This window comes from Streptococcus sp. SN3, assembly GCF_030439905.1.
The window spans coordinates 338,274-363,023 of record NZ_JAQFJF010000002.1; the positions used below are offsets into that span (position 1 = coordinate 338,274).

Here is a 24,750-nt window from a genome sequence, read left to right on the forward strand (position 1 = left end):
ATCTTATGACACATGTAATCAATTTGGATGGCGAACACCTTACTTTAGAAGACGTCATCGCAGTAGCTCGTCATGGAGCCATTTGCGAAATCGACCAAGAAGCTAAGAAAGCTGTAGAAGCTTCCCGCAAAATCGTGGATGACATCGTCCGCGAAAAGCGGGTCGTATACGGTGTTACAACCGGATTCGGCTCTCTCTGCAATGTCAGCATCTCACCAGAAGATACGACTCAACTGCAAGAAAACCTAATTCGTACGCACTCCTCAGGCTACGGCGATCCTCTACCTGAAGATGCCGTCCGCGCTATCATGCTAATCCGGATTAATTCCTTGGTCAAGGGCTATTCTGGTATCCGTCTCTCTACTGTCGAAAAGCTCCTGGAATTGCTCAATAAAGGCGTCGTGCCTTACATTCCGGAAAAAGGCTCTTTAGGAGCTTCTGGTGACTTGGCACCACTGGCTCACATGGTTCTGCCTATGCTAGGACTGGGCCGTGCTTACTATCAGGGTGAATTACTCTCTGGACAAGAAGCTTTGGACAAGGCTGGTATCGAGAAAATTGCTCTAGCAGCTAAGGAAGGGCTGGCGCTGATTAACGGAACGACTGTCCTGACAGGTATCGGAGCTCTGGCTACCTACGATGCCATCCAGCTACTTAAACTGTCAGATGTCGCTGGTGCTCTTTCCATGGAGGTCCACAATGGTATTACCAGTCCATTTGAAGAAGACTTACATACCATCCGTCCTCAAAGCGGACAGCTGGCTACAGCCCGCAATATCCGCAACCTTCTAGAAGGCAGTGGCAACACAACCGTAGCCACTCAACAGCGGGTGCAAGACCCATATACCCTGCGTTGTATTCCGCAGATTCATGGTGCCAGCAAAGACTCTATCGCTTATGTCAAGACCAAGGTTGAGATTGAAATCAACTCTGTTACAGACAACCCTATCATCACCAAGGAAGGCCATGTTATCTCAGGCGGTAACTTCCACGGTGAACCAATGGCTCAGCCATTCGATTTTCTCGGCATCGCTATTTCTGAAATCGGTAATGTATCCGAGCGTCGTGTAGAACGTCTGGTCAACAGCCAACTGAGCAAGCTCCCATCCTTCTTGGTCAAACACCCTGGCCTCAACTCTGGCTTTATGATTACCCAGTATGCTTGTGCTTCGCTCGCTTCTGAAAACAAGGTTCTATCTCATCCAGCCAGCGTAGACTCTATCCCATCTTGCGAGAACCAAGAAGACTTTGTCAGCATGGGAACAACCGCAGCACGCAAGGCAGCTGAAATTCTCAAGAATTCTCGCCGCATCGTGGCAACAGAAATCATGGCAGCCTGCCAAGCTCTGGATCTGAAACCAGAAAACCATGAACTTGGTAAAGGAACCAAGTCAGCCTACGACCTCTTCCGTCAGCATGTCCGATTTATCGAGTTTGACAAGGACATCGAAATCTACGAAGAGCTCAACAAGGCTTCTGAGCTGATTGAAAACGAAGAATTCCTAGCAGCCGTTGAAAAGTCTGTGGACTTGAGCATTCAGTTCTAAAGCTGATGACTCTGTAAAAAAGCTAACCTAAGAAGCCCGCTCTCGTTTAGCTGGGCTTCTTTTCCCGCCAAAAGTCATTGACAGGCTTGGTGGAAACTCTTATAATAAAGTCGCAAGTATCGTTATGGAAAAGGACAAAATCATGTTAGAAGATTACTATCAGCTAGATAACAGCTACTATCATAAGAGACTAGACGATGATTTATATGCTGCCAAATGGGGGATGGTTATTGAGTTTTTGGACTTAAATGACCCTAACTTAAGGCCCTTTGATGGCGTCAACTTTGCCTTGATTGGCTTCAAGAGTGACAAAGGGGTTTATATCAACCACGGCCGAGTGGGCGCTGTCGAAGGCCCACAAGCTATCCGAACCCAGCTGGCCAAGCTTCCTTGGCATCTAGGCAGAAACGTCCGCGTCTTTGATGTTGGCGATATTGACGGGCCTAACCGCTCTCTGGAGCAGCTGCAGCAAAGCTTGGCTCGAGCAGTCAAACGTCTGCGAGAGCTCAATCTCCGGCCTATTGTCCTAGGAGGCGGCCACGAAACAGCCTACGGTCACTATCTGGGCCTCAAGTCGTCACTAGCACCTGACCAAGACTTGGCCGTTATCAATATGGATGCCCACTTTGATTTGCGGCCCTATGATCAGACTGGTCCCAACTCTGGTACCGGCTTTCGCCAGATGTTCGATGACACTCTGGCTCAGAAGCAGGCCTTTAACTACCTCATCCTGGGGATTCAGGAGCATAGTAACAATCTCTTTCTCTTTGACTTTGTGGCAAAATCCAAGGCCATCCAGTTTCTGACTGGAATAGATATGTACCAAATGGGCTACAAGGAAGTCTGCAAGGTGGTTGATGGCTTTCTGGCCGACAAGGAGCAGGTCTATTTGACCATTGACATTGACTGCTTTGCAGCTGGTGCAGCGCCTGGTGTCAGTGCCATTCAGTCGCTCGGTGTGGATCCCAATCTAGCTGTTTTGGTCTTCCAGCATATCGCAGCATCAGGCAAACTGATAGGCTTTGACATCGTCGAAGTCTCACCACCTCACGATATAGACAACCATACAGCTAATCTGGCTGCCAGCTTTGTCTTTTACCTGACCCAAGTCTGGGCACAAGCACACGATTGATGGGCATTTAAAAACTTCATTAGAAACATCAAAAGAGGATGAACATTGCTTTCATCCTCTTTTATCGTGCGTTTAATGCCTGAGACAAGTTCTGACGTAAGTTTTCTAATTCCTTTAGCTGGTGCCGGTCTCGGTAGGGATTGAGCTGGCTTTTAGCCGTTTCATAGTAGGTGTCAAAGTCCTGATCCAGCAAGACTTCAAAGCCTGCTCCCTGCAAGTTTCCGGTCAGCAGTCCATACTTAATCACAGCCATCAGATAGTAGATCAGCCCCTTGTCCCTCGGATTGCCATAGCGACTGATGAGACTATCCTTTTTCCGCAGCAGATCAAGCATCGGCTGGTAGTCTCTCTTCTCATAGCCAATCAAGGCCAAATAAACTTCCAACTGGGTCTCTTTCCAAGGGAAGCTAAGGGACTTCAGAGCTGTTTTCGCCTTGAGGAAAATTCGCTCTGCCTGCTCATAATCTTTCAGCTGATAATAGGTCATGCCCAAGCTGATGTAGAAAGCAAAAATCGAAGGCTCTGCTGTCTTATTTTCCGTCAGCTTAATGGCCTCTTTCTGATGAGCCAGAGATGCCGTGAAATTCCCGCGAATTTGCTCAATCTCCGCCAAATAGTCTAGAGCCGCCGCAATCTGAATCGAGTACTTGGAACGCAGCGAAGCCGTCAAGCTGAAACAGTCGATAGACTGGTAGAGGTGGTGGAGCGACTGCTCCTCATCCCCAATCATGAGATGATAGAGCCCCTTGAGCCGGAGATTGATGGCAATGGCTTCGTGATTGTTGGCCTGGACCGAAGCATCCAGAGCCAATTCCGTATAGTAGCGCATCTCAGGGATATTCTCTGTCTGGATGCAGTAATAAATCATCTGCCGATAGCCTTCTAAGAGAAAATCCATCTGCTGCAGCTCCTTGGCCGAAATAATCACCTGCTGGATATTGTCCATCCCCTGCTGGTAATCCCCTGTCCGGATAGCATAGCGCCCTTCTAGATAGAGAAAGCGGAGAACCAATAACTGAAAACCCTTGTGATTCTGGTGTTTTCTCTCTAAGCCCTCTATCTCCCGACGGATACGGTCAAATTGGTCTAAAACCGCTGATTGATTGCTATCATCCGACTTTTCGATAAAGCCAAACTCCCGTGAATAAATCGGAAAGAGCTCATGATGAAACTGCAAGGTAGCCTCAAGATAATGCAGCTCGTACTCCAGAGACTTAATCGGCTGCTTGGACAGCTTGTAGTGATAGGCGATTTCATTGAGCAGCTGGGCATGATAGAGAGAGTCTCCCAGCTGGTCTTCCATGCCTTGGGCAATCTGGTGATGCAGCATTCGCTTCTTAGCCAATGACAAACGCTCATAGGCATAGATTCTCAGAAGCTCCTGGCTGAACCGCACCACCAAGTCCTCGCCCAGCTCCTCTTCCATCAACAGCTGCTTCTGTCCAAACTCCTCAGTGATTTCGACCACTTCTTCCGTCGGAAGGCCTATTAGCCTAGCCAAAAGCGAAACCGACGCAGGAGCCCTAAAGCAGGCCAGATAGTCTACCAACTCCTCCTCTTGACTGCTCAAATAATCCAACTTCAGAGACAACTTAGCCTTAATAGCCGGAGTCAACGGATAAAACTTCTCTCCTCGCAGGAGCTGCTCAGCGTATTCCGACAGGAAGAAAGGGATGCCTTGACTGACCCGATAAATATCCTCAAGGCGTGCTTCAGACATGGCTAGCTGACCTGTCTGGGCTTGCAAGTAAGCCACACTATCCTTAAAATTCAGCGGCTGCAGCTCAATAAAGCCTAGCTTATGGCGTACCAGCAGATGATTGAAAAAATGTTCCAAATAAAAAGGGGTGCTCAGATGCTTGGTCAGCACAAAAGCCACAGGATAGCTAGTCAAATGATTCATAACCTGCTCCAAGACAGCAACACTGGCCTTATCCATCCAGTGACAGTCCTCAATCAAGACAATCAAAGCCTTTTTCTTAGAAATCTTCTGCAGAATATCCACCACAAACTGAGCCAGCTTGTCCGCATCCAACTGAAGACCAGAAGTGCCACCTGTCAAAATAGGAAAATAACTCTCCAAAATGACCTGCCACTGACTGATAGAGAGAATCTGGTGCTGAATAACCAAGTCCCCCAAGCCGTCCAGCAAACCACGCCAAGGCTGCAGCTCTGCCTTCATCTCTTCCTTAAAGCACTCAGCCATGACAATCTGGAAATACTTGGTCTGATTGGCCAAAACTTGACGAGTCACTGTCCGCTTTCCGATACCAGTACCACCGACTAGAACCAGAGCACGCGCCTCCTGAGTCTCTATCACTTTAGAGAAATAAGATTCCAAGCGCTTGATTTCATCGACCCGCCCGAAAAAGTGATCCGTATTGCGCAGAAACTGCTTGGTCTTGCGCTCGCTACGGTCCTTGGCAAGCACCTCATGATATAGTTGCTGGATAGGTTCCGTAGGACTAATGCCCAGTTCCTTATCTAAAATATTGACCAATTTGTAGTAGGTCTCTATCACCTTACCTGGCCGATCATTATCCTGATAGAGCTTCATGAGCAGATGGTAGTTCTTCTCATCAAACTCATCAATGCTGATCAAACGGCGCAAATTCCGCTCAGCCTCTTCCAAATCCAGATGATCTTTTTCTGTTTCCAGCTGTTGGTAGCAGGCTTGGATATAAATCTGCTCATATCGCGTCCGCATCTTAGACACCCAGTAATCAAAAGCCTCGCTGTCCTTGAGATAGAAGCCCTGCAGAAAATCCCCCTGATAGAGCGACAGATGCTCCGCAGGATGATCCGTAAAAAGTTCTACATCACTTTCAATCGCACACTCGGGATTAAGCGACAGCACAGTCCGGTTAGGAGCGACAATCCATTCCCCACCTAGTAGCTTGTTAGCCTGATAAATTGTATTGCGCAGATTCTTTTTGGCGGTCTGATTATCCTTATTTTCCCATAGGATTCCTGCAATCTCTTCTCTATTGACTGCACCATTGATATGAAGATAGTAAAGCAGAGCATTGATTTTGGCAAAAGGAAAAAAGACTTCCTCTTGATTGAGAAAGACACTCGGACTTCCCAGCAATTTCAACCTCAACAGATTTTCCGTCATGCAAACGCCTCCAAGAAACCTTATAGAACTAATATAAACAAAAAGAGACAGTTTGGCAAGTAAAGTATTATACTAGCCCTTAATTTCCAGTTTTTAAATTGGTTTTATTTAGGATTTTTTTGTTATACTAGGATGAAAATAAAATTTTAGAAAGTTACTTATGAAGAAAAATTTTGTTCTTTTCATTTTTCTCCTTCTGAGCGCGATTGGCTTAGAATACGAGACACAAGCCTATACTACTGGCAGTATGTCAGGTACTTCCTACGGGATTGTCGGACTGTCAGCCCTCTTGGCCCTGCTCTATATCGTCCCTGCCCTGCTCTTGATTCGCCAACTGGGCAAAAAATGGCAGACTCCTGCACTTAGCCTTGGGGTAGCTCTGCTAGGCGGCCTTTTCATTTCTGGCTGGACCTCTGGCTTGGCCAACACCTATATCCACGAGTGGGTCAGCACGAGCTTCCCAAACACTTTGCTCAGCGACCTAGAAAATGCCATCGCAGCTCCGCTGGTTGAAGAACCCCTCAAGCTGTTGGCAGTTGCCTTCGCTGTCTATCTAGTCCCAGTCAAAAAGCTCAAATCCTTCTTGATGCTGGGTATAACGGCCGGCATGGGCTTTCAGATTAGCGAGGACTTCTCTTATATCCTCTCTGACCTGCCCGAAGGCTTCTCTTTCACCATCTCTGGGATTCTAGGACGTATCACTGGCGGCATTGCCTCTCACTGGCTCTACACCGCCCTAACCACTCTCGGTCTGGCTCTCATGCTACGCTATGCCAAAACTCAGAAAAATTATTTCCGAGTGGGGCTCTTCTACTTCCTAGCAGCCTTCGTTCTCCACTTCTTCTGGAACTCACCGCTGACTGCTATCGAAACAGATATCCCAATCATCGTACCGGCTATGACCGCTGTGGCTGTCTTTATCTTTTACCAAGCCTACCGAACAGCCCATAAAATTGACCAAGAAGAATTGGAAGTGGAATAATACCAAAAAAACGACCGATAGGGTCGTTTTTTTGGGTATTCAGGAATATATTTTCTTAACATTCTACATTTAAGACATACCAAGCAATTGCGAAAATAGTTATGACCTATTTTTAGAGATATCTACATAACCACCTTGCTATACTCTATCATCCATTTCACAAAAAAACACCTCTAATCCTCTCCCCACCAACCTTCTCCATCCTCTTCTTTCCATGCTCTTTCCTTAAAGAAATGTTAATATTTTCTTAAAACTAACTTATATTAGGGATCTTTAAGCCGCAGTCTGTATACTTTCTACAAATCATCTAAGAAAGAGGTATGGATATGGATTATCTAGTGATTCCGGCCTATGAGCCTGATTATAATCTTATTAAGCTGATAAAAAAAATTCACCATAAAAGTGATTTTCATATCATTGTTATCGATGACGGCAGCTCTTCCAAATGCCAGATAGTCTTTGAGCAGGCAGAGCGGTACGCGACCGTGCTCCGTCATCAGGTCAATCAAGGCAAGGGACAAGCGCTAAAAACTGCTTTTACCTTTATCCAAGCACTGAAGATATACGGAACGGTGGTAACAGCCGACGCAGATGGCCAGCACAAGGTCTGGGATATTTTCCGCGTAGCGGCCAAAGCTTCTGAAAATCCCAATCAGCTGATTCTGGGAGCACGTGCCTTTACTGGCAAGGTGCCTCTGCGCAGCCGCTTCGGCAATAGTCTGACTCGAGCTCTCTTCAAAGCCCAGACTGGGGTGGATGTCTCCGATACCCAGACAGGCTTACGAGCCTTTACGACCAACATGATTCCCTTTATGTTAAAGGTAGAGGGCCAGCGCTATGAGTATGAAATGAACATGCTCTTAGAAGCTAGCAAGGAATATCCCATTTTGGAAGTGCCTATTGAGACGGTCTATATCAATGACAATCAAGGCTCGCACTTCCGGCCTATTCGGGATGGGCTCATGATTTATAAAAATATTTTCAAATTTGCCCTGACTTCTCTCAGCAGCTTCGTCGTGGACTACATCGTCTACGCAATGGCTCTCTTGTTTTTAACTGCTGTGCCGACCAGCCTGAGAATTCTTTTAGCTAACGGGATTGCCCGCGTGACCAGCTCAATCTTTAATTACTCGACCAATAAAAAGCTGGTCTTTAAGAACGACGACAGTATACTCAAGACAGGAACTGGCTATTTCAGCCTTGCTGTAGTGCTCTTTATCCTAGATACACTGCTGATTCGCCTCTTCTACGCTGTCTTTGGTATTAATCTTCTGATTGTCAAAATCATCGTCGGCACCTTGCTCTTCACCGTCTCCTGGATGGTCCAAAAAAGATTTATTTTTAAGGAAAGGACACACACCGCATCATGAAATTTTTAAAGAAACGCTATGTCTACGCCTCCATTTTCGGGCTGCTTCTGACAGCTTCTTTCAGCTACTCCATGCTGAAAACCTTTGTCATCGCAGAGACCATTTCTACGGTTTCAAGCGCAAGTTCATCGTCTAATGCCGAGGCTGCCAGCAAGGCTGCGGAAACAGCGACTGTGACGGATACCAGCTATTCAGACGACAACATCTCGGTCACGCTAACTGAAAAGACCGTCAGCAACACCCAAGTCTACATCGCTGATGTGACTGTCAGCTCATCGGAATACCTGAAAACAGCCTTTGCCCAAAACACTTACGGAAACAATGTCACCGCCAAGACCTCGGAAACGGCCGCCAACAACAATGCTATCCTAGCGGTTAACGGCGACTACTACGGGGCCAACACAACTGGCTATGTCATCCGCAATGGCGTCGTCTACCGCGATACCGTCCGAGAAGACTCCAGCAATGGTGATTTGGCTATTTACAAAGACGGCTCCTTCAAGATTATCTATGAAGACCAAGTCTCTGCTGATCAACTGGTCAAAGACGGCGTGGTCAATCTCTTGGCCTTCGGCCCATCTCTTGTAGAAAATGGTGAGATTGTCGTTGATACCAACTCCGAAGTCGGCCAGTCCATGTCTTCCAATCCTCGGACAGCTATCGGTATCATTGATGAAAACCACTACATCATCATCGTTTCAGACGGACGCACCTCAGAAAGCGAGGGGCTTTCCCTCTACCAGATGGCAGAAATCATGAAATCTTACGGTGTTAAGACCGCCTATAACCTTGATGGCGGCGGCTCCTCTACACTTTACTTTAACGGTCAGGTCATTAACAAACCTACAACCAACGGAAATACTATCTCAGAAAGGTCGGTGAGTGATATTGTCTACATCGGTTACTAATCCCAGCAAAAAACGTTTTAGAAAAACGGCCCTTATCTACGCACTATTAACTATTTTCTTCTTTGCTTTCAGCAGAATCTATGAATCTTTCAGTTTCGGCGAGACTTCTAGCCACATGCATTATCTCTTTGTCATTCCTCTAGCGGGCGGCATTTTCCTTCTACTCTTTATGAAGGTCATCCCTAACCTCTCTCGGCTCAGTCTCAACCTCTGGAACTCAGCTGTAGCCATTATGACAGCCGGCATGCTCTTCCGTGGCATCGTCAACCTATCTGGTCGCTCAACGACGCTGGATATGCCCTACTGGTACCTAGGAGCAGCCTTTGCGGCTCTGGCACTACTCTCCATGGTCTTTACTCGAAGTGAGTGGAATAAAGAAATCCAGGCACAGCCAATACCCAGCAAAAAAGAAGATACAAAACTAAGTCGTCGTGAAACCTACAGCCAAGTATAAACCAAAAAACCTCAGAAAAATCTGAGGTTTTTATTCTAGTGATAATCATTCTGAGTCTTCATTCACATTCATACACACTACCCGTTAGCGGATCAATGACTTCTGCCAGCTTAAAGTGTCCCTGCTCATAATGGTAATGACAGATGGCGCAGTTGCCAAAGCGCACCTTAGGATCCAAGGCTTGAGCTGCAATCTTGAGATAGAAGGCCCACATGGCACCGCCGTGGCTAACAGCTAAGACTGGCTCTGCTCCTGCCAGCTCCATAACCTCAGTCAGAGTGACTAGCACACGCTCACCGACTTGGTCCACTCCTTCTCCACCATAAGGGACAAAAAGGTCTTCAAAAGAAGTGGCTCCCGGCCGAAATTTCGGCTGTAGGCGTTCGGGCTGGGCTTCAAAAAGGCCAAAGTTCCATTCTTTAATGCCCTTAAGACGAGTATAGTCGGTCCGGCCAGAGACAAGTTCCAGAGTATCAGAAGCCCGCTCCTGGGTGGAGGAGTAGAGCTGACCAAAATGAATGCCCCGCCCTTGCAAATAAGCTCCTGCCTGCCGGGCTTGATCCTGCCCCAGTTCTGTCAAAGGAGAGTCGCAAGCTCCCTGTACCAAGGCCTCTTGATTGAAAAGAGTCTGACCGTGTCGCATCAAGTATAAATCTTTCATTTTCCCTCCCAATTGCTAAAATCATGACCGATGGCCTCTTCTAGATAGAATTGGTCATGTTCAAAAGTAAACTTCAAAATCCCGCAGTTGGTCATGTGACCTAAATCATCCAGACGCCAGTTTTTCCGCCAAGCTCTGGCAAAATTGGCCATAGCCCCGCCATGGGAGACCATGAGCACAGACTGACCATCCGTCTCTTGCATGAGCTGGAGAATGGTCGCTGCCATACGCTCCTGCACCTGATCTTGTGATTCACCGCCATAGGTCACAAAGAAATCTCCATAGGGCAGGGGCGGATTAAGATCCTCGCTTTCCCCTTCAAAGGTCCCGAAGTTCCACTCCTTGAGTCCCTTGACACGCTTATAGGGAAGCTTCCCGTCTGTTACCAATTCCAAGGTATCACAGGCCCGCTCTTGAGTAGAACTATAAGCATCATCAAATGTAATACCGGCATCCTTAAAATATTGCCCTGCCACCTTGGCCTGATAAATACCAAAATCGGTCAAAGGAGCATCACACCAACCCTGCACCTTGTGACGCAGATTGAAAAGCGTCTGGCCATGCCGCATCAGATAAAGAGTTTTTGCCATCATTCATATCTCCTTTAGATGAGTTCTAACTTTTCAAAGGCCTTGTAGAGACCATCTTGACTGACCGAATCTGTCACCAGATCGGCCATGGCCTTGATTTCCGCTCCGCCATTTCCCATAGCAACTCCGACCTGACAATAGTCCAGCATAGGAATATCAACCTTGGCATCCCCGAAAGCCAGAGTATCTGCCCTGTCAGCATGAAGATGCTTCAGCAGAACCTCAATGGCATGCGCCTTGGTAATATCTTTGACTCCTAAGTCACCAAAGAGAGCATGCTCGCCCTTGCCTCCCCAAGTACCCGCCTTGAGCTCAGGAAAAGCTGCCTTGGAATCCAGATGGTCTTGGTAACTCTTTAGGATAAAACTGACTTTGTTCAGATCGTCTCGGTAGAGCTCCCCACCATAAACCAGGCCATGAAGGGCTTCTTCTGCCTCCATATTTACGACTTCTTCTGGCTTAGCACCTTTTCCAAGGACGTAGGTCTGAAGCACTGGTCGTGCTGCTTCGCGGAAGCCTTTGCTGGCAAAGAGACCGTTATTACTCTCCAGGTAAAACTCTAGCCCCCGCTCCTGAAGCCAGTCGACTAGCCTCTTAGCAACCTCTCGCGGAATCAGCTGGTGCAGAATAACCTGCCCCTTATGCTCCACATAAGAACCGTTGCCACCAATCATGCCATCAAAGCCAATATCCCAAATTTCCGGCGGCATCTCAGCCTTGCTACGACCTGTGCAGACATAGACCAGATGTCCCTTTTCCCGCGCCCGTCGAATGGCAACCACAGCAGACTCCGGTATATGATTATCATAGTCGATGATGGTACCGTCCACATCCAGAAAGATGATTTTTCTTGTCATAAGGCTCTCTCTTTCTTGTTTTTGACGTAAAATCTGTATAGTTCTCACTCTAAATTAACTTGTTTTAGTGAAGTTATTTAGTTTTCTTTTATTATATACTTATTTAAAAGCCTTTTCCTATAGAATTATCAGAGATAATGGTACTATCCTTTTTTCTCAGAGAAAAAAAGCAAGAAGGACAGCTTTTAATCAGCTTGTTCCTTCTGCTCTTTTCGTTCCCCATCTTATCTACTCATCCTCTGCTTCAAACAGCCAGAGTTTAGAATCAAAGTCATAGCTTGGCTTTTGCTCAGAATCCTCCAGAAGCTGACCGCTGGAAGCGTCCGTGGTAACCAGCCCAACTCGCATAAGCTCAGCCCCAGTATAGACACGCCCCTCTAGCCGATAGACCTTATCCGCAGCCAGCCCTTTCAGTTGCAAACGCTGATGAGAGCGATTGACTTGGTTGAGGATCTTGAAAGTGCCTAAAAGTGCAGTGTTCTGATCCTGACTGACAAGCATCCAAGCTGTCTGCCCATCTTCCTTAAATGGCGACTGCAGTCGATAAAAAGTTCCATTATGAATTAGCTCTCGATGGCGCTTGTAAAAAGCTATCTGTTTCCTGACTTCAGCCAATTCTTCTGGGCTTAGCTGATTAAGATCCAGCTCATAGCCAAAGGAACCGAAAAAGGCGACATTACCCCGCGTCTTCAACGGAGTCAGACGATTGGTCTGGTGATTGGGCACGATGGAGACATGGGCTCCCATAGACGAAAGCGGATAGAGAAGGCTGGTCCCGTACTGGATTTTCAAGCGCTCAATCGCATCCGAATCATCGCTGGTCCAAGCTTGAGGAGCATAGTAGAGCATACCTGGATCAAAGCGGCCCCCACCTGAAGAGCAGGACTCAAATAACAGTCTCGGATAGCGACTGATTAAACGCTCATACAAGTCATAAACGCCCAAGACATAGCGGTGAAAAATCTCTCCTTGCTGATCGGCTGGCCAGGCAGCTGAGAAGACATCCGTCAGAGGGCGATTCATATCCCATTTGATATAATCAAGCTGCGCTTCCTCGATAACCGCTAATAGACGCTCAAAAATCTCATCCACTACTTCCGGCCGAGAATAGTCCAAAACAAACTGGTTCCGACCATGGTGGGGCTGTCTATCTGGCACTGCCAGCAGCCAGTCAGGATGAGTTCGGTAGAGTTGGCTGTCCTTATTGACCATTTCCGGCTCAAACCAAAGACCAAACTGCATGCCCAAACCGTGAATACGCTCTGCTAGCGAGCCCAGCCCCTTCGGCAGCCTTTCTGGATTGACAAACCAATCCCCCAGCCCAGCGCGATCGTTAGTCCGCTGGCCAAACCATCCGTCATCTAGCACAAAGAGCTCCACTCCTACATCTTGAGCCTTTTCAGCAAGCTCCAGCAGCTGATTCTCACTAAAGTCAAAATAGGTAGCTTCCCAGTTATTGATGAGAACAGGACGCGCTCGCTCGCGCCAGTAGCCCCTAGCTAGGCGTCGACGAAATAGCTGATGAAAGACTTGACTCATGCCGTTGAGGCCCCGCTCAGAATATACTAGCAGAGCTTCTGGACTGGTAAAGGACTGGCCTGCAGCCAGCTTCCACTCAAAACCAAAAGGATTGATAGCTAGCTGCAACCGGGTCACATCATAGGTATCCACCTCAGCCTGAATGAGAAAATTACCTGAATACACCAAGGCCGTTCCTAGTACTGGACCTGAAAATTCAGTCGTTTCCGGTCGCTTAAGAGCCACAAAAGGATTGTGGTGGGGACTGGAAATGCCGCGGGTTGACTCAATAGACTGAATCCCCTGCTGAAGCGGGCGCTCCTTGATATGGCGTTCCCGGGCCCATGCCCCTGATAACTGCAGCCAGTCATAATCAGCATCTGGCAGATCAAGCGACAGACTAGCTAGGGATTCCAAGTAGCAAGTTTCCCTGCCTTGATTAATCACTTTGCTGGAGCGAGTGATAACCGGCCAATCAGCAAAAATCGTATAAAACAGCTGAACTTCTACTTCTGTCACCTCATCTCGTAGGGTTAGAATAAGAGTCTTAGCCTCCGTTTGAGTCTCTGTATAAGTAGCGGGCAGCCCCTCTAAAGCAGGCTTACCATCTACTATCTGATGACTGACATAGACAAAATCAGTAATACGCGAGCCATTTTCCTGCCGCAGACAGATAGCGGGATGACGAAAATCTGTCGTGCCGTATTCTGGAAATTCCTGCCGCACATGCTCCAAAGAATAGCGTAAATCTCCTTCTTTCCGATAGGTCGTCATGGGCCGATGCTGCAGCTCCACCAAATAAGAATAATCCCGCTCTGGTACCACCGCTCCGTAGTAAAGCTGCAAGAGTTTACCATCCTCATAAACCCGAAAGATATAAGAAATCTCACCGTTAGTCAGATGAAATTGCCGGCATTCTTCCTTAAACAAAATATTCGCCTTATTCATGGTCTTCTCCTTTCACAGTCTGCAATCCTGTTTCTCCTTTCATTATAAAAAAGGCTCCCCCTTTTGGTAAGCCTTTCTTTCTAGTATTATTTATCTAAATGTGACTTTTTACAGCTCCTGCCCCAGATGAGAGCTGGCCTTGCGAAAGTTCAAGGGCGACTGGCCACGCGCCTTTTTGAAGGCTTTTGAAAAGCTCTGTGTTCCGGCAAAGCCTGTCTTACTGGCAATCTCTTCCACCGAAAGCTGGCTGCTCGTCAGCAGATCAGCTGCCATATTGAGCCGCAAATCATTGCTGTACTCCTTAATCCCCTTGCCTACTTCATCCTTGAAAAGCCGAGATAGGTAGGAAGGGTGCAGCGCCAATTTCTGCGCCAACGCCTGCACAGATAAATTTTCTGGCAGATGACTGCTCAGCAATTCCAAAACCTGCTGGACATAAGGATTGACTCGACGGCTTTCCGTGATTAAGGATGCCTGCTTGATACGCTGGGACAAGAGCTCTAAGAAGCGATAAACTTGCCTTTGCAGAGCCAGTTCAGCTGTTATTCCGCTGCCCTCATAGGCCATACTTTCAAAGACCAAGGCCTTAAATTCCTGCAAAGAAGTCAGCTCAAAAGACCATTGGCCAGACTGTAAGCCCAGATCCTGCAGATAGCGAGGCAAGAGACGCCCACCCAGTCCCATCCAGACATAAGACCAAGGCTCTTCCCTGTCAGCCTGATAAAAGACCGATTGACCTGGCGGCACCACAAAGCCCTGCCCTTCCTGCAAATCATAGCGCTGATTGCCCACGGAGTAAGTCCCCCGTCCCTTCAGTACGATGTGAATGACATAAACATCCCGAACAGCCGGCCCAAAGCTATGATGGGCTTCCGTTTTTGAATAACCGCAGAAGGCAAAAAAACAATCTTCTTGCCCAAACTGCATAGACTTAACCAAGGTCAGCGAATGCTCCATCAACTCCTCCTTAGATTTGGATAAGATTTTTATCCTTATTATAAAACAAAAACCACTAATCAGCAAATGAATCTGATTAGTGGTTTCTTCATTCATCTTAAAAAGATTGAACGGATGGGTTATGATTGAAGAGGGCATGGGTAGCCTTATAGATATGGTAGGCTGTTGCAGCGTTATTCATAGTGTAAAGGTGTATGCCCGCTACATCTTGGGTCACCAAGTCAACAATTTGGTCCACAGCATAAGCCAGACCAGCTGCTCTCAGAGACTCTGGGTCATGTTCGTACTTATCCAGAATAGCCCGGAATTTTCTTGGCAGCTTGATATTCTCACAGGTCTTGAGCAGGCGCAGAGCCTGATTGCGGTTGAGAATCGGCATAATCCCAGCATGGATTGGCACTTCAATACCAGCTAAAATGCACTTGTCCTGAAAATCATAAAAGCGCTCATTATCAAAGAAAAGCTGGGTCACCAGACTAGAACAGCCAGCATCGACCTTTTTCTTCAGATTTTGAATATCCGAAATCTGATTTGGCGAATCCGGATGGCCCTCTGGATAGCAGGCTCCGATGATGTCAAAATGCGGTGCTTCTGTCTTGATGTATTCGATCAAGTCAGTCGCATAGGTAAAATCATCCTTAGGTGCTACATCTGGAAAAATATCCCCTCGCAAAGCTAAAATCTGATGGACACCAACCCGATCTAAAGACTGTAAGATATTAGACACCATGTCCTTGGTCAGATAGACCGCAGGTAAGTGAGCAATCGTCGGAATCTGGAGATCATTGGCGATGAACTCGGTCAAACGAACCGTCGTCTCCTCAATGTCAAACTTATTATTGCTGGCAGTCACACTGATAAAGTGCGGAGCCAGATCTTGCATCTCTCTCAACGCCTGAAAAATCTTATCATTGCCTACTGCCGGATTGGGAGGAAATACTTCAAATGAGAGACTGGGTGTGTGACGACGAACCATATAACAAAAAGTTCCTTTCAATGATGGTAACGATAGCTGAGGGCAACCCTACAAAGACAGCTCCTGCAGGATTGTCAGCTCCGCTTCAATTTTGGTATGTTCCTCCATCAAGATCAACTTTTGAGGTTCGAGGAGGATTATTTCAAGTGTTGTCTAGCTGCTTTGGCTGCTTCTACTAAGCGCACCAAGCTAGCCTTGGTTTCTGGGATACCACGAGTTTTAAGACCACAGTCAGGGTTGATCCAGACCTTGCTGCTTGGCACCTTAGCCAAGATAGCTTCGATCGTGTGGTCGATTTCTCCTTCATTTGGCACGCGCGGTGAGTGGATATCGTAAACTCCAGGCCCCACTTCAGTCTGGAAGTTCTTAGCCTTGAGCTCATCCAGGATTTCCAAGTTAGAGCGACTAGCTTCAAAGGAAATCACGTCCGCATCCATATTGTCGATAGCAGGGATGATATCTGTAAATTCTGAGTAACACATGTGAGTGTGGATTTGTGTGTCTGGCGCTACTGTAGAGTGTACCAAGCGGAAGGCTGGAATTGCCCAGTCAAGGTAGTCTTCGTACCAGTCGCTGCGACGGAGTGGCAATTTCTCACGAAGAGCAGCCTCGTCAATTTGGATAATCTTCACTCCTGCAGCTTCGAGGTCAAGAACTTCATCCTTGATAGCAAGAGCGATTTGAAGAGTAGAATCCTTGATAGAGATGTCTTCACGTGGGAATGACCAGTTGAGGATGGTAACAGGTCCAGTCAACATACCTTTAACAGGTTTGTCAGTACGGCTTTGTGCGTAGCTAGACCATTTAACAGTGATTGGGTTGAGACGAGTAACATCACCCCAGATGATTGGTGGTTTCACCCCACGCATACCGTATGATTGTACCCAACCATTTTTAGAGAAGAGGTAGCCAGAAAGGTTTTGACCGAAGTACTCAACCATGTCATTACGCTCGAACTCACCGTGCACCAGCACGTCAAATCCGACTTCTTCTTGCCACTTGATCCATTCATCGATTTGCTCAGCCAAGAACTTGTCATAGTCTTCTGCCGACAATTCACCCTTGCGGAAGGCCAAGCGTTTGGCACGGACTTCCTTAGTTTGAGGGAAGGATCCAATCGTGGTAGTTGGCAACGGTGGCAGATTGAGCGTCTTGTGCTGGATTTCCTCACGCTCTGCAAAGGCTGGCAAACGAGTGTAATCTGCGTCAGTCAAACCAGCGATGCGCGCACGAAGTTCGGCATTTTCACCAACACGTTCAGTCGCAAAGAGTTCTTTGTTAGCAGCAAGTGCTTCTGCACCGCCACCATTGCGGATAGCATCCAAGTCACGGATTTCATCCAATTTTTCCACCGCAAAGGCAAAGTGGTTCAAGATTGTTGGTTCAAATTCTTCATTAGCCGTTGTAAATGGCACATGGAGCAGTGAACATGAGCTTGTCAAAACAAGATTTTCAGCTGGGATTTGCTCAAGCACCGCCAAGCTCTTTTCATAGTTGTTGCGCCAGATATTTTTACCATTGACAATCCCTGCATAAAGTGTCTTATCAGCTGGGAAGCCACCTTTTACAAGGTCAAGAGTTTTCTTGCCTTCGACAAAGTCCAAACCAATCGCATCTACCGGCAGCTCTACAAGATCCGCATAGATGTCACGAACATCACCAAAGTAGGTTTGAACCAAGACTTCCAAGCCTTTCTTGTCTGCCAAAAGCTTCTTATAAAGGTCCAAGAAGAGAGCTTTTTCTTCTGCTGACAGGTCTTTGACCAGACTTGGCTCATCCAGCTGGATACGCTCTGCGCCCAGCTCTGCTAATTTGGCAAAAACTTCTTGATAAGCTGCAGCCAGGGCATCGACAAAGTCAGCCGGCGCCACACCGTCTTCAAAGTCAGATACTTGCAGGAGAGTGAATGGACCGACCACAACTGGGCGGGTTACCAAGCCCAACTCTTTAGCTTCTGCAAATTCATCAAAAATCTTATGCCCAGCCAGCTTGATTTGGGTTTCTTTTTCAAATTTAGGAACGATATAGTGGTAGTTGGTGTTGAACCATTTCTTCATCGGAAGAGCGCGGACATCCCCTTTTTCGCCCTGATAACCACGAGCCAAGGCAAAATACTGCTCCAAGTCAGTCAACTCCAAGCCTTGCACAGATGACGGCACCACATTGAAGAGAAAAGCCGCATCTAGCACATTGTCATAATGAGAAAAATCATTTGACGGAATCTCTGAAATTCCTTTTTCCTTAACAATATTCCAGTGCTTAGCGCGCAGCTCCTTAGCTGCAGCCAGAAGCTCTTCTGCTGAGATTTCATGTCTAAAGTATTTTTCAGTTGTAAATTTCAATTCGCGGAATTCACCCAAACGTGGGAAACCAATGATAGTCGTTGACATAAACGTCCTCCAAAATTTTTCTTGATTTTATCTTATCAGAAAATCCCCCCTCTGTATAATTGGAATTTCCCAGAGTTTGATATAGCCTAAAACTATAACCAACCTCATCAACCAATCCAAAATCTCTATTTTAACAACACTATTGACTGAAATTATTGTTTGCTATAGGTAGAAATTATGACCTTGGAAAAAGAAAAACCAGCGAGAATAAACTCTCGTTGGTTTCTATAATATCTTGTCTTGTTTATTCTGTTTCGTGATAAACCTTCTTAGCCTTTTCAAGATCATAGTATCTGTCAAACTCTTCTTTGGAGTTGACGATGTGTTCTTGACTGTCGACAGACACCTCTGGAGGAATGGTCACAGCTTCATATACATTCACAGTATCCGGCATAAGTAGACTGTAGACAGCTGCCTCCTTACTAAAACCTTCTGCACTGTTCTGCGAGTGTAATAAATACACTGTTGTTCCTTTTTTTTCTAGAAGCTTGTAAGCCTTCGAACTACTATCAAATTGAGTCTGGCCTAAAACGGATTTATCTACCCAAACTTCTCCACCAGGAGTAGTGGTATAAATCCCACTTGATTTTTGGTCCCAATTAGTCGCTTTCTTTATAAAAGGTTTTCTCACGTAGTCTTGAGCTAAGATCTCATTTTCTTCCATTTTTCGATTCTTTAAATTGAGGAAAAGCGGCCTTGTTTCCTGAGGATTCTCTAAATCTCGTATTTCTATCCATAAATAGTCTTGACCTTGCCAAGTGTAAATTCCTCCTAGTTCTGCTGGTAAATAATTAGAATTGTAATTCTCTACAACTTTGTAGAGATCTATCTCCTTTTCTTCTTTAAGTTTTTTGTCATTGATATGATAGACACTAAGAGTCCAATAGGCACCGTCAGATGGTCTTTCCATCAAACGAAAGGGGAGCTCTTTCAGTTTAACATTCTGCCGCAGAATATAGCGAGAACTGCTTTGGTCAATTTTGTAAGAAGAATAACTACCGAACTCAGCCATCTTTTTGTCTTCTTCTGGGGTTGTTGAAACCCAATGGACAATGGCGCCTGCACCATCCGCAATAATTTCATAATCATCAATCTTTGCTTTACCCGTATACTTATGGAATTGTCCGTAATATTGTTTATTGCAGTAGAGGTATACAGTCCAAGTCAGTAAAGATAAGAGTAATACTACTCCCAATGTAATAACTGTTTTTGTTTTAGTCCATTTCATAATTAAGCTCCTATTTTTGCAAATTTATCGTCTAAGTAATTAGGCAACTTCTCCACTCTCATTCCTCTTCTCCTTCTCCACAACAAACTCTCTAACCAAGCGGTAGATAACTGCAAAGATAGGCGTGAAGAAAATCATGCCGACCAAGCCAAAGAGATTACCTCCAATCAGGGCCGCGGCTAGGGTAAAGAGAGTTGGGAGACCGACGGACTGACCGACCACGCGCGGATAGATGACATTGCCCTCAATCAGCTGCACTCCCTGAAAGACTGCGATTGAAAGAAGAGCTTTCCAAGGGCTGTCGGTGAAGATAAAGATAGCACCTAGAGCACAAGCTGAGAAAGGCCCAATGTAGGGAATGAAAGAGAGCACTCCGGCCAGAACTCCTGTCAAGGCCGCGTAAGGCAGGCCTGTCAGAGAGTAGGCGATAAAGACTAAAATCCCAACAATGACAGCCTCTATCATCTGACCCATCAGAAACTTATCATAGGTCTCAACAATGACAGAACCGACATAGGATAGGCGTTTCACAGCCTTCTCAGGAAGCAGAACCTGTAAGAGACGGCTAGTGATTGTCTGCAAATGCTCCTTGCTGCTCAAGAAGGCAAACATGAGAAAGATTGACATGATGACAGAGAAGAAATTGCCAAAGATGGCAGAGATATTGCCTGTCAGACTGCCCAGAAGAGAGATGGCTCGGTTGACAATGTCGCTATTTTGCAGTTGCTTGGTCAAATCTTTCAGCTGGCTAGAGGAAAGCAAGCCAGACTGCTGCAGCCACTTGGCTACCTGAGGTGCTACCTTGCCGATTGTCGCGCTTAGCTGATTGACCGCTGTGGTCAAAGTCGGCACGACGATGGAGACAATCCCCGTCATAATGAGAGCTAAAATCAGCACCTCCAAAACCAAGGCCAAACCGCGCTGCAACTTCTGCGGGACTCTGCATTTTTCTAGAAGGTCTTCCAGCTTTTTCATCGGGACATTAAAGATGAAGGCTAGGACTCCGCCCAGTATAATAGGTGAAAAAACCGAAGTCAGACTCTGCAGGCCAGACCAGATGTTCCCGATATAGAGAACCAGAGCCAGAGCAAGTGCCGCAAAGACGATCAGTTTATAAGATTCATTTATTTTTTTCATAAGGTGTCCTTTTAAGGTTTTGTCATTTCCTTATTTTATCATAATTTTCGAGGCCTTTCGAGCAGGAGGAAGCATGGGTTAGTCAGCTTTGTCTTCACTTTTAATTTTTTGAAAATCTTGAAGATAGAGAAATCCAGCCCCTATGGACAGAAGCCCTCCAAAGATAGCTAGAAAAGGAATAAATCCCATGATGGATGCAAAAAGCAACATCTGATGATTCATCTTATTGACCCTAGAGTCCCCACTATAATGAGACATACCAGCTAAGGAAAGTATCAACAAGAAAACATTAATTAGCAGAATCAGAAGTGCCCATATGTAATTTTCAATGAAGCTACCAATCAAATCAACAAACTCAAAACTCGATCTTTGTAAAGAAAAATACATGATAAGAATTCCCGCTATAATACTCGCAACCCCATTTACCAATAACAATTTATTTGACTTCATAGAAATCTCATTCTTTCTTTTTTAAACATAGTATACCTAGCTACTTTCTAATCTGTCAACCATTATAAAAGAATGATTGTCACATCCGATAAATCCGTTTTCATTCAAATTATCTTATGATAAAATAACTTTATGCACAAGAAAACGATTATTGATTTTAAGCAATTGGGCCAACGCCTGATTTTTACGAATCCCATCAAGGAGCTAAAGACTCGCCGTCTGGACCAAGTGGAGGAACTTTTGGCAGAGATTGAGGGCTGGCAGGAGAAAGGGTACTATGCTGTCGGCTATGTCAGCTATGAAGCAGCTCCAGCCTTCGAGGAAAAGTTCCAGGTTCATCAGGCCCCACTCCAGAAGGAATACCTCCTCTACTTTACTATCCACGATAAGGCTGAGGAGGCTTCCATTCCCTTGACCTATGAGGAAGTGGAAATGCCAGCAGTTTGGCAGGAGCTGACTTCTGAGCAAGAGTACCAGAAGGCTATCGAGACTATCCATAATCATATCCGCCAGGGTGATACCTATCAGGTCAACTACACGGTGCAGCTGTGCGCGGAGCTCAATCCTGAGGATAGCTTGGCTATTTACAACAGGCTAGTCGTTGAGCAAAATGCGGCCTACAATGCCTATGTAGAGCATGACGAGACTGCCATCTTGTCCATCAGCCCTGAGCTCTTTTTCGAGGAGCACCGAGGCCAACTGACCACTCGACCTATGAAAGGGACCACAAATCGGGGACTGACCTTAGGGCAGGATAGGGAGCAGGCTGCATGGCTGGCCCAGGATGCTAAAAACCGAGCAGAAAATATGATGATTGTCGATCTGCTGCGCAATGATATGAACCGTATTTCTCAAACAGGCAGCGAGCGGGTTGAGCATCTCTGCAGTGTCGAGCAATACTCTACAGTATGGCAGATGACCTCTACCATCAAAAGCCAGCTGCAGGAGAGAGTCGGGCTGGCAGAGATTTTCAAGGCGCTCTTTCCTTGCGGATCCATCACAGGCGCGCCTAAGATTTCGACTATGGCTATCATCAAGGCGACAGAAAAAGCGGCCCGCGGGGTCTACTGCGGTACAGTCGGCATCTGCCTGCCAGACCAGAGACGGATTTTTAACGTCGCCATCCGCACCATTCAGCTGGAGGGGAAAAAAGCTATCTACGGCGTTGGCGGAGGCATCACTTGGGACAGCACCTGGAAATCCGAATACATCGAAACCCAGCAAAAATCGGCCGTTCTCTATCGAAAGAATCCGCGATTTGACCTGATTTCTACAGGAAAAGTAACGGACGGAAAGCTGACCTTGCAAGACCAACACCTGCAAAGACTGACAGAAGCAGCTAGCTACTTCGCCTATCCTTTTGACCAAGACAAACTGAAGCAAGTGTTAGAAGAAACCTGCGCTCAGCTGGATAAAGGACAGGATTACAGGCTGCGTATAGCTCTTAAAAAAGACGGCAGTATTGAGCTAGAAACGACTCCTCTACTGCCACTGACGGATACTTTCAGAAAGGCAAAATTGGTCAAGCAAACAGCCAATCTAGCCCAGCCTTTTACCTATTTCAAAACCAGCCATCGGCCACATCTGACCTTGGAGCAGCAAGAACAGATTTACTACAATGCCCAAGGCCAGCTACTGGAAACTTCTATCGGCAATCTGCTACTGGAGCTAAACGGCAAACTCTACACGCCTCCAGCTGAACTAGGCCTGCTCAAGGGCATCTACCGTCAGCAGTTATTAGATAAGGGTCGAGCTACTGAGAAGATTCTGACTCTGGCTGATCTGGCTCAAGCGAAGAAAATCTACGCCTGCAATGCAGTCAGAGGGCTGTACGAGCTGGAGATTGATAAAGGAGTACTCTGACATGAAAGTTATCTTTCTGCACGGACTAGGGCAAGATGAGCATTCTTGGAAGGAAGTTCAAGAAGCTCTAGCTGATGTCCCGACGGAGTCGCTGGCTCTTTTTCCGAAGGGCAATGAAAGCTACCAAAAAATTAGACAAGAAACCCTCCAGAACCTTCAGGCCCAAAATCAGCCTTTTATCTTAGTCGGTTTGTCACTCGGTGGCCTGTTGGCACTGGACCTGGCTGACCAAGCCCTTCCTCATCTGAAGGGTTTGATTTTATCCGGAACTCAATACAATTTAGCAGATAATTTTCTCTACAGACTGCAGATTCTCGCCTTTAAACTGATGCCCAAAAGTGTCTTCAGCAAGCAAGGAGCCGATAAAAGCCAGATGATACGGATTTTGGCCGAGCTACGAAAGGTAAATCTCACTGATAAAATTAAGAAAATCAAGCTTCCCAGCCTGATTCTTTGCGGCAGCAAAGACAAACCCAATCTAAAGGCTGCCTATGAGCTTAACAAGCTGCTGAAAGGTTCTCAGCTTCGCATTATAGAAAAAGGTGGCCATACTTTGAATAGCCAAATGCCAGAAATATTTGCTCAAATAATAGAGAAATTCCTACACGAGTTCTGACTCTTTTATAAGAACCAATCAAAAACTTTAGAAATATTTGAGAAATTCTTTATAAATATTTGAAAGTTTGTTGCTATACTAATTAATAAGAAGAGGAGTTTTCTCTCCTAAGATCATGAAAAGGAGACTTGATCATGGAAAATGTTTTGGTTTTACAGCAAGTCAGCAAGAAATTCGGCCGACAGTACGCTCTGACCGATGTGAGTCTGACGATAAAAAAAGGAGATATTTACGGTTTAATTGGCAAGAACGGGGCCGGTAAGACCACTCTGATCAAGGTCATCACCCAGCTCTTGGAAGCAAGCAGTAGCAATGTCTCCCTCTTTGGCTCTCAGAACTATCAAGAATGGACGCAGAGCCTCAAACGGGTCGGATCGGTCATCGAAACTCCGGTTGCTCACAACCACCTGACAGCCTATGAAAATCTCAGCTACTACTGCAAGCTCCGCCATATTCCCCATGCGGATAAGGTCATCCGTGAAACCTTGGAATATGTGGATTTGACGGATACCGGCAAGAAGAAATTCCGCGACTTCTCACTCGGGATGAAACAGCGGCTGGGTCTGGCTATTGCGCTTCTTACCAGACCTGACCTGATGATACTGGACGAACCTATCAATGGCCTGGATCCGGTCGGAATCAAGGAATTCCGCCAGCTGGTGCAGCGGCTCAACGAGGAGTTGGGCATGACCTTTATCATCTCCAGCCATATCCTGTCTGAACTCTACTTGGTGGGGACCCGGTTCGGCATTATCGAGGAGGGACGGCTGATTCGCGAGATTTCCAAGGCGGAATTTGAAGAACAGAGTGAAGACTATATTGTGCTTAAAACGTCGCAGTTGGAAGAAGCCAGCCGGCTGATTCACGACCAGCTCATGCATCGTATCAAGGTGGTCAATGCTTCTGACGAGATTCATATCTTTACCCATTCGCATGAGATTAGCAAGATTGTCAAGGAACTTGCGGTCGCAGATATACCGGTGCAGGAGATTTACTATGCACGACAAAACCTAGAAAACTTCTTTACAGACTTGGTCAAATGACAAAG

Annotated in this window: 20 protein-coding genes; 9 read left to right on the forward strand and 11 right to left on the reverse strand. The window is 46.4% G+C overall.

Features of this window, described 5'->3' with window-relative positions:
* The first annotated feature begins 5 nt into the window (after positions 1-5).
* Positions 6-1,547, forward strand: coding sequence for a histidine ammonia-lyase (gene hutH, locus PCY71_RS05640; RefSeq protein ID WP_048772536.1), 1,542 nt, complete (start codon positions 6-8; stop codon positions 1,545-1,547).
* A gap of 142 nt (positions 1,548-1,689) precedes the next feature.
* Positions 1,690-2,679 carry a formimidoylglutamase gene (gene hutG / locus PCY71_RS05645; RefSeq protein WP_125342191.1) on the forward strand — a complete coding sequence of 330 codons (990 nt, stop codon included), beginning with the start codon at positions 1,690-1,692 and terminating at the stop codon, positions 2,677-2,679.
* Positions 2,680-2,740: 61 nt separating this feature from the next.
* On the opposite strand, the gene PCY71_RS05650 is transcribed toward hutG, so the two are convergent.
* On the reverse strand, positions 2,741-5,797 hold the full coding sequence (locus tag PCY71_RS05650; RefSeq protein ID WP_048772375.1) for an AAA family ATPase: 3,057 nt from the start codon (positions 5,795-5,797) through the stop codon (positions 2,741-2,743).
* 160 nt (positions 5,798-5,957) lie between these two features.
* On the opposite strand from PCY71_RS05650, the gene PCY71_RS05655 reads away from it, so the two are divergent.
* The 4 genes from PCY71_RS05655 (at position 5,958) to PCY71_RS05670 (ending at position 9,511) form a co-directional block, all read left to right on the forward strand.
* Complete coding sequence (locus PCY71_RS05655; protein WP_002903825.1) at positions 5,958-6,779, forward strand: PrsW family glutamic-type intramembrane protease; 822 nt, start codon at positions 5,958-5,960, stop codon at positions 6,777-6,779.
* Positions 6,780-7,099: 320 nt separating this feature from the next.
* On the forward strand, positions 7,100-8,149 hold the full coding sequence (locus tag PCY71_RS05660) for a bifunctional glycosyltransferase family 2/GtrA family protein (protein ID WP_048772370.1): 1,050 nt from the start codon (positions 7,100-7,102) through the stop codon (positions 8,147-8,149).
* Positions 8,146-9,057: a phosphodiester glycosidase family protein gene (locus tag PCY71_RS05665; protein WP_002910604.1), complete on the forward strand. Its 912-nt coding sequence runs from the start codon at positions 8,146-8,148 to the stop codon at positions 9,055-9,057. The genes PCY71_RS05660 and PCY71_RS05665 overlap by 4 nt, the downstream gene beginning before the upstream one ends.
* Positions 9,038-9,511, forward strand: a complete 474-nt coding sequence (locus PCY71_RS05670; RefSeq protein ID WP_002910605.1) for a hypothetical protein — start codon at positions 9,038-9,040, stop codon at positions 9,509-9,511. The genes PCY71_RS05665 and PCY71_RS05670 overlap by 20 nt, the downstream gene beginning before the upstream one ends.
* Positions 9,512-9,569: 58 nt before the next feature.
* Here the strand turns inward: PCY71_RS05670 and PCY71_RS05675 are convergent, their stop codons facing one another.
* The 10 genes from PCY71_RS05675 to PCY71_RS05720 form a co-directional block, all read right to left on the reverse strand.
* Positions 9,570-10,172 carry a histidine phosphatase family protein gene (locus PCY71_RS05675; protein ID WP_002910606.1) on the reverse strand — a complete coding sequence of 201 codons (603 nt, stop codon included), beginning with the start codon at positions 10,170-10,172 and terminating at the stop codon, positions 9,570-9,572.
* Positions 10,169-10,765 carry a histidine phosphatase family protein gene (locus tag PCY71_RS05680; protein WP_002910607.1) on the reverse strand — a complete coding sequence of 199 codons (597 nt, stop codon included), beginning with the start codon at positions 10,763-10,765 and terminating at the stop codon, positions 10,169-10,171. The genes PCY71_RS05675 and PCY71_RS05680 overlap by 4 nt, the downstream gene beginning before the upstream one ends.
* An 11-nt stretch (positions 10,766-10,776) precedes the next feature.
* Entirely contained in the window at positions 10,777-11,619 is an 843-nt protein-coding gene (locus PCY71_RS05685) for an HAD family hydrolase (RefSeq protein WP_172633377.1), read from the reverse strand.
* Positions 11,620-11,847: 228 nt separating this feature from the next.
* The gene (locus tag PCY71_RS05690) at positions 11,848-14,085 is read right to left on the reverse strand and encodes an alpha-galactosidase (protein ID WP_002910609.1); all 2,238 of its coding nucleotides are present in this window, start codon (positions 14,083-14,085) and stop codon (positions 11,848-11,850) included.
* Positions 14,086-14,193: 108 nt separating this feature from the next.
* Complete coding sequence (locus PCY71_RS05695) at positions 14,194-15,138, reverse strand: AraC family transcriptional regulator (protein WP_002910610.1); 945 nt, start codon at positions 15,136-15,138, stop codon at positions 14,194-14,196.
* A 1-nt stretch (position 15,139) separates the two neighbouring features.
* Complete coding sequence (metF, locus tag PCY71_RS05700) at positions 15,140-16,018, reverse strand: methylenetetrahydrofolate reductase [NAD(P)H] (RefSeq protein WP_002910611.1); 879 nt, start codon at positions 16,016-16,018, stop codon at positions 15,140-15,142.
* 137 nt (positions 16,019-16,155) lie between these two features.
* The gene (metE, locus tag PCY71_RS05705) at positions 16,156-18,408 is read right to left on the reverse strand and encodes a 5-methyltetrahydropteroyltriglutamate--homocysteine S-methyltransferase (protein WP_048772364.1); all 2,253 of its coding nucleotides are present in this window, start codon (positions 18,406-18,408) and stop codon (positions 16,156-16,158) included.
* Positions 18,409-18,652: 244 nt separating this feature from the next.
* The gene (locus tag PCY71_RS05710) at positions 18,653-19,636 is read right to left on the reverse strand and encodes a hypothetical protein (protein ID WP_048772361.1); all 984 of its coding nucleotides are present in this window, start codon (positions 19,634-19,636) and stop codon (positions 18,653-18,655) included.
* Positions 19,637-19,675: 39 nt separating this feature from the next.
* The gene (locus PCY71_RS05715; protein ID WP_048772358.1) at positions 19,676-20,773 is read right to left on the reverse strand and encodes an AI-2E family transporter; all 1,098 of its coding nucleotides are present in this window, start codon (positions 20,771-20,773) and stop codon (positions 19,676-19,678) included.
* Positions 20,774-20,851: 78 nt separating this feature from the next.
* Entirely contained in the window at positions 20,852-21,223 is a 372-nt protein-coding gene (locus tag PCY71_RS05720) for a hypothetical protein (protein ID WP_048772356.1), read from the reverse strand.
* 132 nt (positions 21,224-21,355) lie between these two features.
* Here PCY71_RS05720 and pabB point away from each other — a divergent pair, with 132 nt between their 5' ends.
* The 3 genes from pabB (at position 21,356) to PCY71_RS05735 (ending at position 24,745) form a co-directional block, all read left to right on the forward strand.
* Complete coding sequence (pabB, locus tag PCY71_RS05725; RefSeq protein ID WP_048772353.1) at positions 21,356-23,086, forward strand: aminodeoxychorismate synthase component I; 1,731 nt, start codon at positions 21,356-21,358, stop codon at positions 23,084-23,086.
* A gap of 1 nt (position 23,087) precedes the next feature.
* On the forward strand, positions 23,088-23,702 hold the full coding sequence (locus PCY71_RS05730; RefSeq protein WP_048772350.1) for an alpha/beta hydrolase: 615 nt from the start codon (positions 23,088-23,090) through the stop codon (positions 23,700-23,702).
* Positions 23,703-23,836: 134 nt separating this feature from the next.
* Positions 23,837-24,745, forward strand: a complete 909-nt coding sequence (locus tag PCY71_RS05735) for an ATP-binding cassette domain-containing protein (protein ID WP_048772346.1) — start codon at positions 23,837-23,839, stop codon at positions 24,743-24,745.
* Positions 24,746-24,750: the final 5 nt, after the last annotated feature.